This window comes from Cellulomonas bogoriensis 69B4 = DSM 16987 (genome assembly GCF_000767165.1).
Taxonomy (GTDB): domain Bacteria; phylum Actinomycetota; class Actinomycetes; order Actinomycetales; family Cellulomonadaceae; genus Actinotalea; species Actinotalea bogoriensis.
Window position 1 is genome coordinate 1 of record NZ_AXCZ01000012.1, and the last position, 15114, is coordinate 15114.

Below are 15114 nucleotides of genomic sequence, written 5' to 3' on the forward strand. Positions count from 1 at the left end.
TCTCGGGTGTCGGGTCGGGTTCGTGTGCGGGCCGCCACGCCGCGTCCCGGCACTCGGACTCCGAGACCTTCGTGGGGTCTACCTGCCCGTCGAGGGTGAGGGTCACGCACGCGTCGTAGAACACCTTGTCGTACTCGCGGAAGTTGAACACCTCTGCCCTGACGAGGAGGCGTTCGCCCTCAGGCGACCAGGTGACGCGGTCCGGGAGCCAGAGGGTGTCGTCGAACACGACCTGGTCGGTGCCGTCGGCGGCCGCGTGAGCGGCGCGCCCCCCGATGCTGTATGCGATGCGTGTGCCGTCCGGGGACCAGGCTGGGTTCGAACCCCAGGGGATGAGGAGGTCTCCTGGTGGTGGGGTGCTCCCGTCGGCCGCGACCACGTGGATCCCCTCGGGACCGCGGTAGGCGATGCGGTCGCCGTCGGGGTGCCAGGCCGGGTCCCGGCCGGTGTAGCCCAGGTCCCGGATGTGCGTCCCATCCGTCGCGGAGATCACACGGTTGCCCGTGGCGATCTCCGTCCCGTCCGGTGACCAGGACAGCCCGGCCAGGTCCGGGGTCCCCAGGTCACGCCAACTGCAGTCGGCCAGCGCGACGATGATCAGGCTGGACGTGCCGCCCTGGTCATCCTCCGGTGTGAGCGCCAGCATGCTCCCGTCCTGCGACCAGGCGAGCTCTCGGTGCGATGACCACTTTGGCGCGGTGAAGCGCACGTTGTGGAGCATCTGAAGCTCTCCCATGCACGGCGCGTTGTACCCACGCGCGTGGCCCTCCGCGAACTCGTCGCGCACCCCGGTCGGGATGATCGTGCGCACGTCGTCCTGGGTCGAGGCGGTGCTGGTGACCTCGCTCTGAGCCCCGGCCGGCATGACGGGGGTGGCTGCGAGGGCCAGTGCCAGGAGGGGGACGGCACCTCGCCGCCCGAGCGTGCCCCACCTCCGTGGCGTGGCTCCCGGTTCTGCGATCCGGTTGCTGGTCATGATCACTCCTAGCAGTCGGGGACGTCGGTGACGTACTCGAGGCTGTGGTGGCGGGCGGCTTGCACGACGGTGCCCCAACCGAGACCGCCCCTGCGCCATGTGCCGTCGGAGGAGTCCATGTAGTAGAAGGGGATGCTCAGGGGGACGCGGTGGCGGACGAGCCTGACGACCTGGTCCATCTGGACGGCCCACCCGGGTCCGCAGATGTGGGACTCGAGCAGCTGGGGGTCCAGGTCACGGGGCCAGGTGTGGCCGAACTCCACGTGCAGCAAGGTCTGGTGGCCGCTGTTGTGCCAGGAGGGTGGGGCGTCGGGGTCGACCTTGCGGTACAGGTAGACCAACGTCATCTCGGGTGTCGGGTCGGGTTCGCGTGCGGGTCGCCACGCCACGTCGCGGCACTCGGACTCAAGGATGAGGTTGTCGACCTGCCCGTCGAGGGTCATGGCGATGCACGAACCGTGGAACACCTCGTCGTACTCGCGGTACGTGAAGGCTTCGGCCGTGACGGCGAGGCGCTCGCCCTCAGGTGACCAGGTCACCCGTGAGGGGTAGTCGAAGTCGTCCGGGAGCAGGGCCTGGTCGGTGCCGTCGGCGGCGGAGTGGGCCACGCGGCCCCCGGTCAGGTAGGCGATGCGTGTGCCGTCGGGGGACCAGGCGGGCATCCCGGCCCAGGGGATGAGGAGGTCTCCTGGTGGTGGGGTGCTCCCGTCGGCTGCGACCACGTAGATGCCGCCGCTCCCTCGGTAGGCGATGCGGTCCCCGTCGGGGTGCCAGGCCGGGTCCCTCCCGGTGTAGCCCAGGTCCCGGATGTGCGTCCCGTCGGTCGCGGAGATCACGCGGTTGCCGGTGGCGATCTCCGTCCCGTCCGGGGACCAGGACATCCCCGCGAGGCGCGGGTTCCCCAGGTCGTGCCACGTGCAGTCGGACAGCCTGACGACCCCAAGGCCGTACCGGACCGACCCCAGCTCCGCCCCGAGCATCGACTCCGCTTCGATCGCGAGCATGCTTCCGTCCTGCGACCACGCGAACTCCTGCGCTTGGTAGCGCGGGAGGAGGCTCAGCTCGGTGACAGGATTGTAGGGATGTCTCAGGCACGGTCCGTGGAACCCGTTCCCGAACGCGTACACGAACTCATCGAGCACCCCGGTGGGGATTCGGGTAGGGACGTCATCCCCGGCCGAGGTGGCCTCGGTGGCCTCGCTCTGAGCGCCTGCTGGGGTGAGGGGTGTGACCGCCAGGGTCAGGGCGAGCAACGGGACGGCACCACGCCGCCCGATCGTGCTCCACCGGCGTCGCGTCGTGCCTGACGCGGGAGTCCGTGTGGCGGTCATGAGCGGTCGGAGCCGCCTACGGCGGCGAGGGCTGGGAATCGTGAGACGACGTTGTCCGGTCATGGTTGCCCCCCGGCGGTATCGCGCCGTGGCCCCCTGCCGGACGGCGCTGGGGAGCGCTGGGCTCCCGTCCGGCGAACGTAACAACCGACCGCGGGCCCGCCTACCCCCTCAGGGGATCGGATCGCGGACGCGGGGGTGGGGTTGTGCGGGTCTGGGGCGGGACGTCCGGCAGAGTTCACGTGTTCGTGACATCCGCCGGACGTCCCGTCGAGGGTCAGGCGCGGGCGGTGGAGGCGGCCGCGTTGACCTCGTAGCTGGTGTTGGTGGCCTCGAAGAAGTTCACCAGCTGCAGGGTGTCGTTCGCTGCGGCCATCCACTTGGCGGGGTTCGACACCTTGTAGTGCGGGTCGAACCCGAGCTCCTCCAGGCGGCGGTCGGCCAGGTACTTGACGTACTGGTTCACGTAGTCGGCGTTCAGGCCGAGGATGCCGGTGGGCAGCAGGTCCCGGTTGTACTGCTCCTCCATGTCGACAGCGTCCAGGATCATCTGGCGGATCTCCTCGGCGAACTCCGGGGTCTGCAGGTCCTCGTTCTCCTCCAGGACGGTGAGGATGAGGTTGATCCCGAACTTCAGGTGCAGCGACTCGTCACGGATGATCCAGTCCATGAGGGACCCGAAGTTCCGCAGCAGGTTCCGCTGACGGAAGCTCAACGCGACCATGAACCCGCTGTAGAACCAGATGCCCTCGAGGATGACGTTGTACGCCACCAGGTTCCGCACGAAGTCCTGCTTGCCGGCGGTGGTGGTGATGTCGAGGGTCTGCTCGGTCATCCGCTTGATGTAGCGGACCTCGAACTCCTCCTTCGCGGCCATCGAGGGGACGGTCACGTGGGACTCGTACGCCTCGGCGCGGTCGATCGGGAACGTCTCCAGGACGTACTCGAACGACATGCAGTGGTTGGCCTCCTCCCACATCTGCTTCGCGAGGTACAGGTGCGCCTCGGGTGCATTGATGTAGGGGTACACCCCGAACGCGAGCGCCTTGTTGACCAGCAGCTCGTTGGGGTTGAAGTAGCTCATGAGGAACGTGACGGCGTGCTTCTCCTCGTCAGTCATCTTCTGGAAGTCCGCGAGGTCCTCACCGAGCTGGATCTCGTTGGGGAACCACGTGTTCGCCACGGCCTGCTCGTACAGGTCCATGGCCCACTGGTAGCGCACGGGCTTGAGGAGCAGGCCCTCGGAGATCCCGGTGCCGAGCATCTGGGGTGCGGTCATGACGACTCCTTGTTCACATGGCCCGTCGTCGTGGTCGGGCCGGCGCGGTGGGTGGGTCAGGCTCGGGCAGGGATCACTGGCAGGACTCGCACTGCAGGCGTTCCATCGGGTCGACGGGGCACGCGACGCCGTCGACCACGTCGGTGTCGGACACGTCCGTGACCTCCAGCACCCGCTCGACCGCAGCCTCCAGCTGCTGGTCCGACGCGACGCTCGGCGCAGGCGCAGGCGCAGGCGCAGCTTTCGGGGTGGGCGCGGGAACGGGGGCTGGGTCCGCTGCCGGCTCCGGGGCCTTGGCCGTCGCGCCCCCGGTGGCCTTGCCGAACCCGAAGCCTCGACGCTGCGCCGGTGCGCTGCTCCCGGAGGTGGCCTCGGGGGTAGACGTCCCGGGCCGCTTCTCGGCCTTGTTGACCCGCACGGTCGACTGCTCGGCGGTGTGCCGGGGCTTCACGTGCAGGTAGTACGTCGTCTTCACACCCCGCTCCCACGCCGCGGAGTACAGGGACGCCATCTCACCGACGTCCCGCGAGGCGAGGTAGATGTTCCGGCTGATCGCCTGGTCGATCCACTTCTGGGCGCGGGCCGCGACCTCGATGAACGCGTACGGCGAGAGCTGGAACGAGGTCCGGTACACGTCGCGGATCCGCTCCGGGATTCCCTCGACCTGCTCCAGGTCGCCCTGCGCGGCCAGCAGGTCCTCACGGACGTCGTCCCACAGGCCGGCGGCCTGCAGGTCGCGCACCAGGTTGCGGTTGACCTCCAGGAACTTGCCCGAGGACGTGGCCCGGCTGAAGATCTGCGAGAACTGCGGGTCCAGGCCGGGGGTGGTGCCGGCGACCAGGCCGATGGACGCCGTCGGTGCGATGGCCATGAGGGTGGCGTTGCGGATGCCGCCCTTGACCTTGGTGCGCAGGGTGTCCCAGTCGAGGCGGGTGGTGCGGTCGACCTTCACCGGCACGCCGCGGTCGGCCTCGAGGCGGTCCAGGGTGTCGATCGGGACCATGCCCTTGGACCAGCCCGAGCCCTCGAAGTTCGCGTAGGCGCCGCGCTCGCGGGCCAGGTCGGCGCTGGCGTCGATCGCGTGGTAGCTGACGAACTCCATGACGCGGTCGATCAGCTCGTAGGACTCTTCGGACTCGTACGCGTACCCGAGGCGCTCGGTCAGGTCGGTGAACCCCATGACGCCCAGACCGATCGCCCGGTTGGAGCGGTTGGCGTGGTCGGACTCGTCGACCGAGCTGAGGGTGATGTCGACCAGGTTGTCGAGCTGGCGGACGGCGGTGCGGGCGCTGTCACGCAGTCGGTCCCAGTCCAGGTCGCCGTCGGTCAGGTGCGCGGCGAGGTTGATGGACGCGAGGTTGCAGACGGCGATGTTGTCGCGGTCCTGCGGCAGGCAGATCTCGGTGCACAGGTTCGACAGGTGGATGGTCCCGGTGTTGTCGTTCAGCGCCCGGGAGTTGATGGTGTCCTTCCACGTGAGCCACGGGTGGGACGTGGTCTGCAGGGTGATGAGGATGGAGGTCCACTGCTCGCGGGCCTTGATGCGGCGGTGCCGGCTCAGGCGCCCTGCCTTGGCCTCTGCGACGTAGTGGGCGTACCGGGCCGAGAACTCCGCGCCGGTCAGCTCGACCAGGTCGGGGGTCTCGGCGGGGTCGAACAGGTACCAGTCGTCGTCGGCGGCGACGCGCTTCATGAACTCGTCGCTGATCCACACGGCGGTGTTGGCGGTGCGGGTGCGTCGGTAGGGGTCGCCGGAGTTCTGGCGCAGGTCCAGGAACTGGGGGAAGTCCAGGTGCCAGTTCTCCATGTAGAAGCACAGGGCCCCGAACTTCTTGCCCCCGCGGGACACCGCGCGCAGCGTGGAGTCGATCGTGTGCATGAACGGGATGGGCCCGGTGGAGGTGGTGTTGTTCGACCGGATGGGCGAGCCCTCGGACCGCAGCTTGGTGACGGACAGGCCGATGCCGCCGGTGCCCTTGGTGAGCCACATGACGTCGCGCACCGACTTGGCGATGTGCTCGATGTCGTCCTCCATCTGCATGACGAAGCAGTTGGAGAGCTGGGGGTAGGACGTCCCTGCGTTGACGAGGGTGGACCCGGCGGGCAGGTAGTCCAGGCGGGCGATCTTGTCGTAGAACCCGATCGCGGCGGCGGTGGGGTCGGCCTCGTTGAGGGACAGGCCCATGGCCACGCGCATCCAGAAGTACTGGGGGACCTCCAGGGCCTTGCCGTGCCGGTCGTTGATCATGTACCGGTTCCGCATGGTGACGGTCCCGATGTAGTGCAGGTTCTCGTCGTGGTGGTGGTTCAGCGCGGCGGCGACGGCGTCGAGGTCGAAGTGGGTGACCAGGCGCTCGTCGAGCAGACCCTGCTCGACGGCCTCACGGACGTATCCGGGGAACCGGGCCTGGTGGAGCAGGGCGAGCTCGAGGTCGGTCTCGTAGTCGCCGAGCACACGCTTGTAGATGACCTTGCGCAGCAGGCGGGCGGCGATGACGTCGTAGTCCGGGTCGTCCTTGACGTTCTGGACGGCGACGCCGATGGCGGCCTCGTCGAGCTGCTCGGTGGTGATGCCGTCGAACAGGGTGATGGCGAGCTCGCTGGCGACCTGCATGGCCTTGGCGATGTGATCGGTCAGGCCGGCGGCCGCGCGCTCGATCGCCTTGTTGATCATGTCGGCGTTGTAGGGCTCCTGCGTCCCGTCGCGCTTGGTGACGTGGATGCGGGGTGTGTGGTGGGAGGTCGCGTCCCCGGACGGTGATCCGTCGGGGTTGGTGCGGAGGTCGGTGAGGGTCATGGTCGTGCTCTCCCAGTCGAGCCGGTGGTGCGGTGCCCTGGGACGACGACGCTGCGCACGACGGCGCGTGTTCGCCGAGCCCGCCCGAGAGGCCCCGAACCGAACGTGCACCGGCGGTGCACGTACCGACGGCAGGTCTTCGGACTCGTGGGCGGTGGACCAGGCCCGGTCCGTCCTACTGGCCGTCGCTTCCCGGTCTCCCAGTGCGTCATGACGGCGGTCGTTCCCACTTACCGCTGCGGGGCAGTCCCGGAGTTCCACCGGGTTCCCTCTTGCCTCACCCGGATGGCGCCCGGGTGAACCGTTCGGCTGTGCGAGCGTAACCCACAACTTGTCAGATCACACAAGATGTAGGGGGTGTTGGCGCCACCCATCTCAAGATGTGGGGGTGATCACATGCTCTGCCCCTGGTAGGTCGCCGGGCGGACGGGCGTGACCTGCGGGTACGCAGAACCCCGACGGCCGCCTGGGCGCGTCGGGGTCGGGTCGGGTTCACGGTGGGTGCGGGTCGGAGCGCTGCTCGACGACCGGCTCACGCCCTGCACGGGCGTGAGGGGCGCACTGCCGGGTCGCGGAGCCCCCTGGTCACGCGACCCGGCAGTGCAGAGTCCTCAGTCAGCATCCCCCGAGCCGACGAGGACGTTCTCGGGTGCGCAGCCGGCGGACCGACCCGCACCCCGGACGGTGACGGCAGGCAGGTAGCCCCCCAGCTCCACGCACAGCCGTCGCACACGAATACCGTCACGGTGACCGGAGCGAACCCGTGCGACGGACAGCCACCCGTCTGTCACAAGAGCCCGCTCGTTTGTCACAGGTTGAGTCTGGGGCCTGGGGCGCCCGGCGACAAAGGGATTCCGGGAACGTCTCACGATGTGAACGAGTCTCACCTGTTCGGAGGTGGACAGGCTGGACATAGCGGACATTCGGGCGCGAACTGTTGAGGTTTCAACGTCCACGCGTTGGGCACGAACGGTGAACGGAGTCATAATTGTTTGTCACAATGTGACGCAATCGGGCTTTGTGCCCAGAACCGTCAAGCGTGCGGTCCTCGGGTCAGACCAGCCCGTAGAGCCGGTCCCCGGCATCGCCCAGGCCGGGGACGATGTACGCCTTCTCGTTGAGGCGCTCGTCGACGGCGGCGACCACCACGGTCACGTCGGCGCGGTCACCGACGTGCTCCTCGACCACCCGTACGCCCTCGGGTGCGGCGAGCAGGCAGATGCACGTCACGTCCCGTGCACCCCGCTCGAACAGGTAGTCGATGCTCGCCACGAGCGTGCCCCCGGTGGCGAGCATGGGGTCCAGGACGAAGCACTGGCGCCCGGAGAGGTCCTCGGGCAGGCGGTTGGCGTAGGTGATGGCCTGGAGGGTCTCCTCGTCGCGCTGCAACCCCAGGAACCCGACCTCCGCCGTCGGCAGCAGCCGGGTCATCCCCTCGAGCATGCCCAGGCCCGCGCGCAGGATCGGGACGACCAGGGGCCGGGGGTCGGCGATCGCCGTCCCGATGGTCGTGGCCACCGGTGTGGTCACCTCGACGTCCGCGGTGCGCACGTCGCGTGTGGCCTCGTAGGCCAGAAGCGTGACGAGCTCCTCGGCCAGGTGCCGGAAGGTGGGGGAGGGGGTCCGGGCATCGCGCAGGAGCGTGAGCTTGTGGGCGATCAGGGGGTGGTCGGCGACGTGCAGGCGCATGGCCTCACCGTACCGCCGCACCCTGCACCGCATCCCGTGCCGCACCGGCCTTCGGCTACCGTCCGGTGGCAGGGGCGGGCCGGTGCGGGGCGGTGTTCACGGAGGTGTGGGTGAGGCAGCGGGACGAGGACCACATGCGTGGCGCGCTCGACGAGGCGCGCCTGGCGCTGGTGACCGGGGACGTGCCCGTCGGCGCGCTCGTCGTGGACCCGGACGGCCGGGTCGTGGGCCGGGGCCACAACGCCCGTGAGGCCACCGGTGACCCGACCGCCCACGCCGAGGTGCTGGCCCTGCGCACCGCGGCGCAGCACCTGGGCCGGTGGCGGTTGGACGACTGCACCCTGGTCGTGACCCTCGAGCCGTGCGCCATGTGCGCAGGCGCGCTCGTCCTGGCCCGTGTCCCGCGCCTGGTGCTGGGGGCGTGGGACCCGAAGGCCGGGGCGACGGGGTCGGTGCACGACCTGGCGCGCGATCGCCGCCTGAACCACCAGGTCGAGGTCTACGGTGGGGTGCTGGCGGACGAGTGCGCCGCACTGCTGCGCGACTTCTTCGCCGCCCACCGCCAGGACGGCTGACCGAGGGGGTCGCCATGCGAGGACGAGTCGTCGTCTGCGCTGTCACGCTGTTGCTCGTGGCCGGGTGCACGGGCCCGGGCGGGTCTTCTCAGGTGCTCGCGAAGGTGGACGACTGGCATCCCGACACCCCTCAGGAGGCCTTCGCCCGGCTGGAGGTCGCCTACGACGAGCAGGCCGCGCGGCAGATGTGGGACGGGAACGTCGACCCCGCCCTGCCCGTACGGGAGGGCAACCCCCTCGAGCCGGGCGTCTACGGAGACCTCGGGGACGTGGACCTCCAGACGCAGGTCCTCGCCCTGTACTCCGCGGGGCAGTCGGGGAGCTGCCCCCAGTGGCCCGTCTCGGTGACGACCTCCGACGGTGTGGTTCAGGTCGAGGTCACCGAGGACCTCCAGGGTGGGGACGGCTGCACCGACGACTACAACCCGTACCGGGCGCTCGTCGTCGTCGACCGGGACGAGGTGCCCCCGGTCGACGAGATCGACGACGCGCAGGGCAACCTCGCCGGCGGGTCCGGGCTCTCCGTCGAGCTCGGGGTCTACCGGGCCGACTGACCGTCAGCCGGGTGCGTCCATGTAGAAGACCTCCCACAGGTGCCCGTCGGGGTCGGCGACCGTGAACCCGTACATGGCTCCCTCCTCGACGGGACCCTGCAGGGTGCCGCCGTGGGAGACGGCGCGCTCGACGAACTGGTCGACCTCGTCGCGGTCCCGTGCGGCCAACGCGTTGATCACCTGGGTGCTGGTGCGGGCGTCGGCGATCTCACGGGTGGTGAAGTCCGCGAAGCGGTCCCGGTGCAGCAGCATCACGAAGATCGTCTCTGAGATGACGATGCACGCGACCTTCTCGTCGCAGAAGTCCTCGTTCACCGTGAACCCGAGCCCGGTGTAGAAGCGGCGCGAGGCCTCGAGGTCGGTGACCGGCAGGTTGACGAAGATCATGCGGTTCATGGTTCTCCTCCCAGGTGCCCCCCGTGCGGGGACTCACCGGTACCGACCGCCCAACGCCCCGGAACTCATCGGTGCGTGTCGCCCAGGGCCTCGGCCAGGGCGGTCAGGGTGGGCGAGGTGCCCGCGTCCAGCAGCGCATCGGCGCCGTCGACCAGGGCCATCGCCCGGGCCACCCTGGCTGGCGGGACGTTCTCACCGAAGTACACGATGTCGGGCTTGAGAAGGCCCCCGCACGCCTCGCAGTCCGCGACCGTGAACCCCTCGGTCGAGGCGATGACGGCGTCGGCGTCCGGTGCGATCTCCACGTCGGCGACGACGGCCTCCACGAACCCCGGGTTGAGGGCTTCCAGCCGCACCGCCAGCTCGTCCCGGCTGATGACCATCCCGCACCCCAGGCACAGCACCCTGGCGTAGGTGCCGTGCAGGTCGATCACGGCCCGGCTGCCCGCGGCCTGGTGCAACCGGTCCACGTTCTGGGTGAGGACGCCCACCACCGCACCGGCGGCCTCCATGCGAGCCAGGGCCAGGTGCCCGTCGTTGGGACGGGTGCGGTGCACGTGCCGCCACCCCACGTGGTTCCGTGCCCAGTAGGTGCGCCGGTAGGCGGCATCACCCACGAACTGCTGGAACGTCATGGGGGACCGCGGGGGCGATCCAGGACCCCGGTAGTCCGGGATCCCCGAGTCGGTCGAGATCCCCGCCCCCGTCAGCACAGCGACCCGCTGCCCACGGAGAATCGCCACCGCGGCGTCGACGTCCCGTGGTGGCGCGAGCAGGTCTTCGCGCACCCCACCACGCTACGTCACCGACCAGACGAGCGCGTGGTGCCTGACCTGCGACGACGCCACGATTCGGCTACCAGCGGGCCTAGCGGGTACCCTTGGTCGCCGAGGTAGCGTGTCCGAGCGGCCTAAGGAGCACGCCTCGAAAGCGTGTGTGGGTGAAAGTCCACCGTGGGTTCAAATCCCACCGCTACCGCCAACCGAAGGGCCCCACCCGCACACTCGTGCGGCTGGGGCCCTTCGTCGCTCCCGGGTCTGCCGAGGCGACGAAGAGCGGCCGCGGACCAGTCCCGGGACCGCCCTCCGTTCATGCTCGGGCGGGCGCTCAGGGCGGCGTCGGCACCTGTGCGCCGTGCTGTGGCGTGTCCCGTCGGCAGAGGGGCGAGGCGCTAACGTGGCGAGAACCCGTCCGCGCCTCGCGGGCACGACCAGGAAGGGCCTCGCGTGCCACCACTCCTCTCGTCACGGCGGCTGTTCTGGGTGGGGATCGCGTTCGCGTTCGTCCCACCGTTGCTGAACGTCCTGCTGAGCGTCCTGCTCAGCGGGGCGCTGACCGGTACCGGGTGGGCCACGATGCGCGTCCTGTCCACCGTGACCGCGTTCGTCGGGACGATCCTGCAGCCGTTCGCGCTCATCGGCGCGGGGCTGGTCGCCGCCTCGTTCGTCGTCCGGCACGTGGAGGCAGCGCGCACCAGCCCGGAGCCCTGACGGGCGGGTCCGGCGGGCAGGCGAGGGCTGCGACTGCGGTGGAGCGGAAAGTGTGACGTTCGTCTCGGTCATTGTGGTCATGAAAACCGTGAGGGACCGTTGGTCCCACCGGGGTCATGGCATCGGTGGGAGCGCGATGCTGCCGACCGACGGGTGCCATGTGAGCGACAGGCGCCGTCACCGGTCGTAAGCAGGGGGACACATGAGGGCTCGACGGACGACGACTGCTGCGCTGGGGCTGGTCCTGGTCACGGCAGGAGGTGCAGGACCAGCGGCGGCCGAGCAGCTGCCACCGTTGCAGGGGTCACCGGCGATCGAGGTCCCCGGTGAGCTGGCGTACTACTCCGCCGATGGATTCCGGGGCGTCTGCCCGGTACCCCCGGGTGCACCGGCCTACTCGACGCCGTTCAACGGCATGTTCGGGTACGACTGGGCCTTCTCCCCGGACGGTGCCGAGCTGGCGATGGACGTCCGGGGCGGCACGGACGGGCCCACCTCTCGCCTGGTGGTGGTGGACCTCGAGGACTGCACCTGGAGGGACCTCGGCCCGACCGAGCGGGAGCTTCCTTCCACCGACCCGCGTCGCGAGCCGGAGGTGGAGGAGCTGCTCCACGGGATCGCGTGGTCGCCCGACGGCACCGAGCTGGCCCTGGGGTGGGAGGGCGACGTCGTCGTGGTGTCGGCCACCACCGGCGAGCACCTGCGCAAGATCACCGACACCCCTGACGTCGAGGAGTACAGCCCGACGTGGCACCCGGACGGAGACGTGATCGCCTACAGCGCCGGTGTGTACAGGGGGCGTGGCCCCTCGGACTTCTGGCAGCACGTGCAGGTGTCACCGGCGGACGGCAGCGGTGGCGCCCGCACCCTCGTGCGTGATGCCACCGACCCCCGGTACTCACCGGACGGTGCACGGATCGCGTACGTGCGGGTGCCTCCGCGCAACGTCTACGGCACGTACCAGCCTGCGGTCTACGGGCACTCCCGGGCCACCGACGGTGGGGACGAGACCCTCCTGCCCGAGGGGCTGATGGCCGGTTCCCCGATCACCTGGTCCCCGGACGGGCGGTACCTGACCTTCGACGCTCAGGTGCACACGGGTGGTGGGGTCACCGAGGACGTCAACCGGTGCCACGTCGTCGACCTGGCCGGGGCAGCGGTCTGGTCCTCACGTCCTGAGCTCGAGGACTGCTACCTGCCAGCGTTCCGCCCGGGGTCGACGCCGGTGGCGTTGCCGGCGTCCGGTCCGCTCCCCGTCGTCGCACCGCTCCCGCCGCCGCGCGCGGGACTCAACCGGGACAGCACAGCGGTGTACGTGTACCGCAAGCTCGACCCGGGTGCGCCGGCGTCGTGGGAGAACAGCGGTGTGCAGCAGCTGGTGTGGATCTCTCAGCTGGACTACGGGCTGGACCCGCGCTACTGGTTCGTTCCCGAGGGGATGTGCGGGTCCGGCTGGGGTGCCCACGTGGGTCGGGTGCGTGGCGACGACCGCACCCTGGCGATGTTCGTGGACCCGACGGTCGACGCTCCGTTCCCCGGCGAGGTGGTGGTGCGGCAGGAGGAGCACCTCGAGCTCGACCCCATGGTCGACCTGCCGCCCTGCCCCATGGTCGACCCCGTGCCCGGTCCAGGGCCGGTGACCGCGGTGTACGTGTACCCGAAGGTGGACCCCACCGCTGCCGCGTCGTGGGTCAACTCCGGCCCTCAGCGTCTGGTCGACCTGCGTGAGGGTCACGGGTGGTTCCGTGACCTGGACCCTGCGCTCCTGCCCGACGACGTGTGCGGGCCGGGCTGGGGGGTGCAGCTGGACTGGGTGGTCGGTCTGGAACGTGAGGACGTGCCCACCGAGGTCGACCGCTCGACCGGCACGGGCCTCATGGGATGGGGCACGACGGTCGTCCAGGCCCGTCACCACAGCTTGGCGTACGTCACCGACGTCCCGGAGTGCGACGACGAGGCACCGGACGGGGACGTCGCGCCCGGTGCGGGTCACGACCGGGAGCCGGTCGGTACGAGGGTGCCCGACCGGCGTCCGGGACGGGGGGTCTGCGAGACGGCGGCGTGCCTGCCGGCAGCGCCGACGACGAACTAGGTCACAGCACCGGCACCCGTGCGTGCCGGTCCGATGCAGGGGGAGCGGTCATGCGGGGGCGACGGGCGACGACGGTGGCGCTGGGCATCGTGCTGGTGGCGGTGGGGGGTGCGGGCCCTGCGGCGGCGGACGAGGCGCCACCCCCTGAGTTCGCGTCCCCGATCACGATCCCCGGGGACCTGGCTTACTACTCCCCGGAGGGGTTCGCGGGCATCTGCCCGGTGCCACCGGGAACGCCGTCGTACTCGACACCGTTCAACGGGGCGTTCGGTTACGACTGGGCGTTCTCCGCAGACGGTGCCGAGCTGGCGATGGACGTCCGCGGCGGGACGGAGGGGACCACCCGGCACCTGGTCGTGGTGGACCTCGAGGACTGCACGTGGCGGGACCTGGGCCCCACACAACGGGTCGTCCCACCCACCGAACCCGGCCTGGGTCCGGACTGGGTGGACCTGCTCCACGGGATCGCGTGGTCGCCCGACGGCACGGAGCTGGCCCTGGGGTGGGAGGGTGACATCGTCGTGGTCTCGGCAGCGACCGGTGAGCACCTGCGCACCATCACCGACAACCCGGACGTCGAGGCGTACAAGCCGACGTGGCACCCCGACGGTGACGTGATCGCACACACAGCCGCGGTCTCCACCGGCCGGGCCCCGTCGGACACCTGGCGGCACATCCAGGTCTCGCCGGCGGACGGCAGCGGCGGCGCGCAGACGCTCGTGCGCGATGCTGCCGACGCCCAGTACTCACCCGACGGTGAGCGGATCGCGTTCCGGCGGGTGCCCCCACGGAACGTTCACGGCACCCACCAGCCGGCGGTGTACGGGCACGCGCGTGCCGCGGACGGCGGGGACGAGGTGCTCCTGCCGGAGGGCCTGATGGCGAGCCGCCAGATCTCCTGGTCGCCGGACGGCGCGTACCTGGCCTTCGACGCACGGGTCCACACCGGGGGAGGCGTCTCGGAGAGCCGCACCCGGTGCCATCTGGCCGACCTGGCCGGGAGCATCGTGTGGTCCTCGGACCCGGATCTCCGTGCGTGCTACCTGCCGGCGTTCCGCCCGCGGTCGACGCCCGTGGCGTTGCCGGAGTCCGGCCCGGTCCCTGACGTCGCACCGCTCCCGCCGCCACGTCCCATCAACCGGAACAGCACGGCCGTGTACCTGTATCGCAAGCTTGACCCGGAGGCCGCGGCGTCGTGGGAGAACAGCGGGGTGCAGCAGCTGGTGTGGGTCTCGGCCACGGAGTTGACGGTCGATGACCCCGTCAGGTGGTTCCTTCCCGAGGGGTTGTGCGGCTCGGGCTGGGGTGCCCATGTGGGTCGGTTGCGTGGTGACGACCGCACCCTGGCGGTGTTCGTGGACCCGACGGTCGACGACCCGTTCCCCGGTGAGGTGACGGTGCGTGAGGAGGAGCACCGCGAGTTCGACACCATGTACGACATCCCGCCGTGCGACGACGAGGAGCCGGCTCCGGGCGTCGAGCCGGAGCCGATCACTGCGGTGTTCGTGTACGAGCGCCTCGATCCGGACCGGGCGCCCTCGTGGGGGAACTCGGGGATGCAGCGCCTGGTGGAGATCCGTGACGGTCACAGCTGGTTCCGGGACCTGGACCCTGGTGCGCTTCCCGACGACGTGTGCGGTCCCGGGTGGGCCGCGCAGGTCGACTGGCTCGTCGGCACCGAACGCGACCAGGTCCCTGAGGTGATCGACAAGAAGAGCGGCATCGGCGTCCTGGGGTGGGGCACCCGGGTGCTCCAGGCGCGCCATCACAGCCTCGGGTACCTGACAGACGTCCCGCCGTGTCCTGACGTCTAGGCCCAGCGCTGAAGGCGCGCGTCCACCCGTGCCGGGTTCCGGGGCCCGGCACGGGTGAGGGCGTTTTCAGGTGGTGACCTCCTGCCCGTCCTGCACGGTGGCCGCACCTCACCGCTGAGTC

General features: G+C 70.2%; 12 protein-coding genes, 1 tRNA gene and 1 riboswitch. Of the genes, 6 read left to right on the plus strand and 7 right to left on the minus strand.

The window, feature by feature from the left end:
• The 5 genes from N869_RS02455 to upp form a co-directional block, all read right to left on the minus strand.
• On the minus strand, nt 1-976 hold a 976-nt coding region (locus N869_RS02455), incomplete at its 3' end, for a TolB family protein (RefSeq protein ID WP_198025931.1).
• A gap of 8 nt (nt 977-984) precedes the next feature.
• On the minus strand, nt 985-2307 hold the full coding sequence (locus tag N869_RS02460; RefSeq protein WP_198025932.1) for a PD40 domain-containing protein: 1323 nt from the start codon (nt 2305-2307) through the stop codon (nt 985-987).
• A 277-nt stretch (nt 2308-2584) separates the two neighbouring features.
• Nucleotides 2585-3586 carry a ribonucleotide-diphosphate reductase subunit beta gene (locus N869_RS02465; protein WP_035057363.1) on the minus strand — a complete coding sequence of 334 codons (1002 nt, stop codon included), beginning with the start codon at nt 3584-3586 and terminating at the stop codon, nt 2585-2587.
• 73 nt (nt 3587-3659) lie between these two features.
• Nucleotides 3660-6383, minus strand: coding sequence for a ribonucleoside-diphosphate reductase subunit alpha (locus N869_RS02470; RefSeq protein WP_084136351.1), 2724 nt, complete (start codon nt 6381-6383; stop codon nt 3660-3662).
• Between the two features lie 113 nt (nt 6384-6496).
• Nucleotides 6497-6704: riboswitch (cobalamin riboswitch) on the minus strand.
• A gap of 732 nt (nt 6705-7436) precedes the next feature.
• Nucleotides 7437-8072 carry a uracil phosphoribosyltransferase gene (gene upp, locus N869_RS02480; RefSeq protein ID WP_035057431.1) on the minus strand — a complete coding sequence of 212 codons (636 nt, stop codon included), beginning with the start codon at nt 8070-8072 and terminating at the stop codon, nt 7437-7439.
• Nucleotides 8073-8182: 110 nt separating this feature from the next.
• On the opposite strand from upp, the gene tadA reads away from it, so the two are divergent.
• Together tadA and N869_RS02490 are read left to right on the plus strand one after the other, a co-directional pair.
• Nucleotides 8183-8647, plus strand: a complete 465-nt coding sequence (gene tadA, locus N869_RS02485) for a tRNA adenosine(34) deaminase TadA (protein ID WP_269545856.1) — start codon at nt 8183-8185, stop codon at nt 8645-8647.
• A 104-nt stretch (nt 8648-8751) separates the two neighbouring features.
• Nucleotides 8752-9201 carry a hypothetical protein gene (locus N869_RS02490; protein ID WP_156968296.1) on the plus strand — a complete coding sequence of 150 codons (450 nt, stop codon included), beginning with the start codon at nt 8752-8754 and terminating at the stop codon, nt 9199-9201.
• Nucleotides 9202-9204: 3 nt separating this feature from the next.
• On the opposite strand, the gene N869_RS02495 is transcribed toward N869_RS02490, so the two are convergent.
• Together N869_RS02495 and N869_RS02500 are read right to left on the minus strand one after the other, a co-directional pair.
• The gene (locus N869_RS02495; RefSeq protein WP_035057372.1) at nt 9205-9597 is read right to left on the minus strand and encodes a VOC family protein; all 393 of its coding nucleotides are present in this window, start codon (nt 9595-9597) and stop codon (nt 9205-9207) included.
• A gap of 65 nt (nt 9598-9662) precedes the next feature.
• On the minus strand, nt 9663-10385 hold the full coding sequence (locus tag N869_RS02500) for a Sir2 family NAD-dependent protein deacetylase (RefSeq protein ID WP_084136352.1): 723 nt from the start codon (nt 10383-10385) through the stop codon (nt 9663-9665).
• Nucleotides 10386-10488: 103 nt separating this feature from the next.
• Between N869_RS02500 and N869_RS02505 the strand changes: the two genes are divergently transcribed.
• The 4 genes from N869_RS02505 (at nt 10489) to N869_RS16345 (ending at nt 14993) form a co-directional block, all read left to right on the plus strand.
• Nucleotides 10489-10578 (plus strand) — tRNA-Ser (locus N869_RS02505).
• A gap of 245 nt (nt 10579-10823) precedes the next feature.
• Nucleotides 10824-11087 (plus strand): hypothetical protein, encoded by a 264-nt coding sequence (locus N869_RS02510; RefSeq protein WP_035057375.1) that lies wholly within the window; start codon nt 10824-10826, stop codon nt 11085-11087.
• Between the two features lie 202 nt (nt 11088-11289).
• Entirely contained in the window at nt 11290-13179 is a 1890-nt protein-coding gene (locus tag N869_RS02515; protein ID WP_156968297.1) for a TolB family protein, read from the plus strand.
• 50 nt (nt 13180-13229) lie between these two features.
• Nucleotides 13230-14993 (plus strand): hypothetical protein, encoded by a 1764-nt coding sequence (locus N869_RS16345; protein ID WP_052104875.1) that lies wholly within the window; start codon nt 13230-13232, stop codon nt 14991-14993.
• Nucleotides 14994-15114 lie beyond the last annotated feature (121 nt).

Coding starts and splice junctions, on each gene's coding strand:
- N869_RS02465 (WP_035057363.1), bottom strand. CDS start 3,586: ATGACCGCACCCCAGATGCTCGGCACCGGGATCTCCGAGGGCCTGCTC.
- N869_RS02495 (WP_035057372.1), bottom strand. CDS start 9,597: ATGAACCGCATGATCTTCGTCAACCTGCCGGTCACCGACCTCGAGGCC.
- upp (WP_035057431.1), bottom strand. CDS start 8,072: ATGCGCCTGCACGTCGCCGACCACCCCCTGATCGCCCACAAGCTCACG.
- N869_RS02470 (WP_084136351.1), bottom strand. CDS start 6,383: ATGACCCTCACCGACCTCCGCACCAACCCCGACGGATCACCGTCCGGG.
- N869_RS02460 (WP_198025932.1), bottom strand. CDS start 2,307: ATGACCGCCACACGGACTCCCGCGTCAGGCACGACGCGACGCCGGTGG.
- N869_RS16345 (WP_052104875.1), top strand. CDS start 13,230: ATGCGGGGGCGACGGGCGACGACGGTGGCGCTGGGCATCGTGCTGGTG.
- N869_RS02515 (WP_156968297.1), top strand. CDS start 11,290: ATGAGGGCTCGACGGACGACGACTGCTGCGCTGGGGCTGGTCCTGGTC.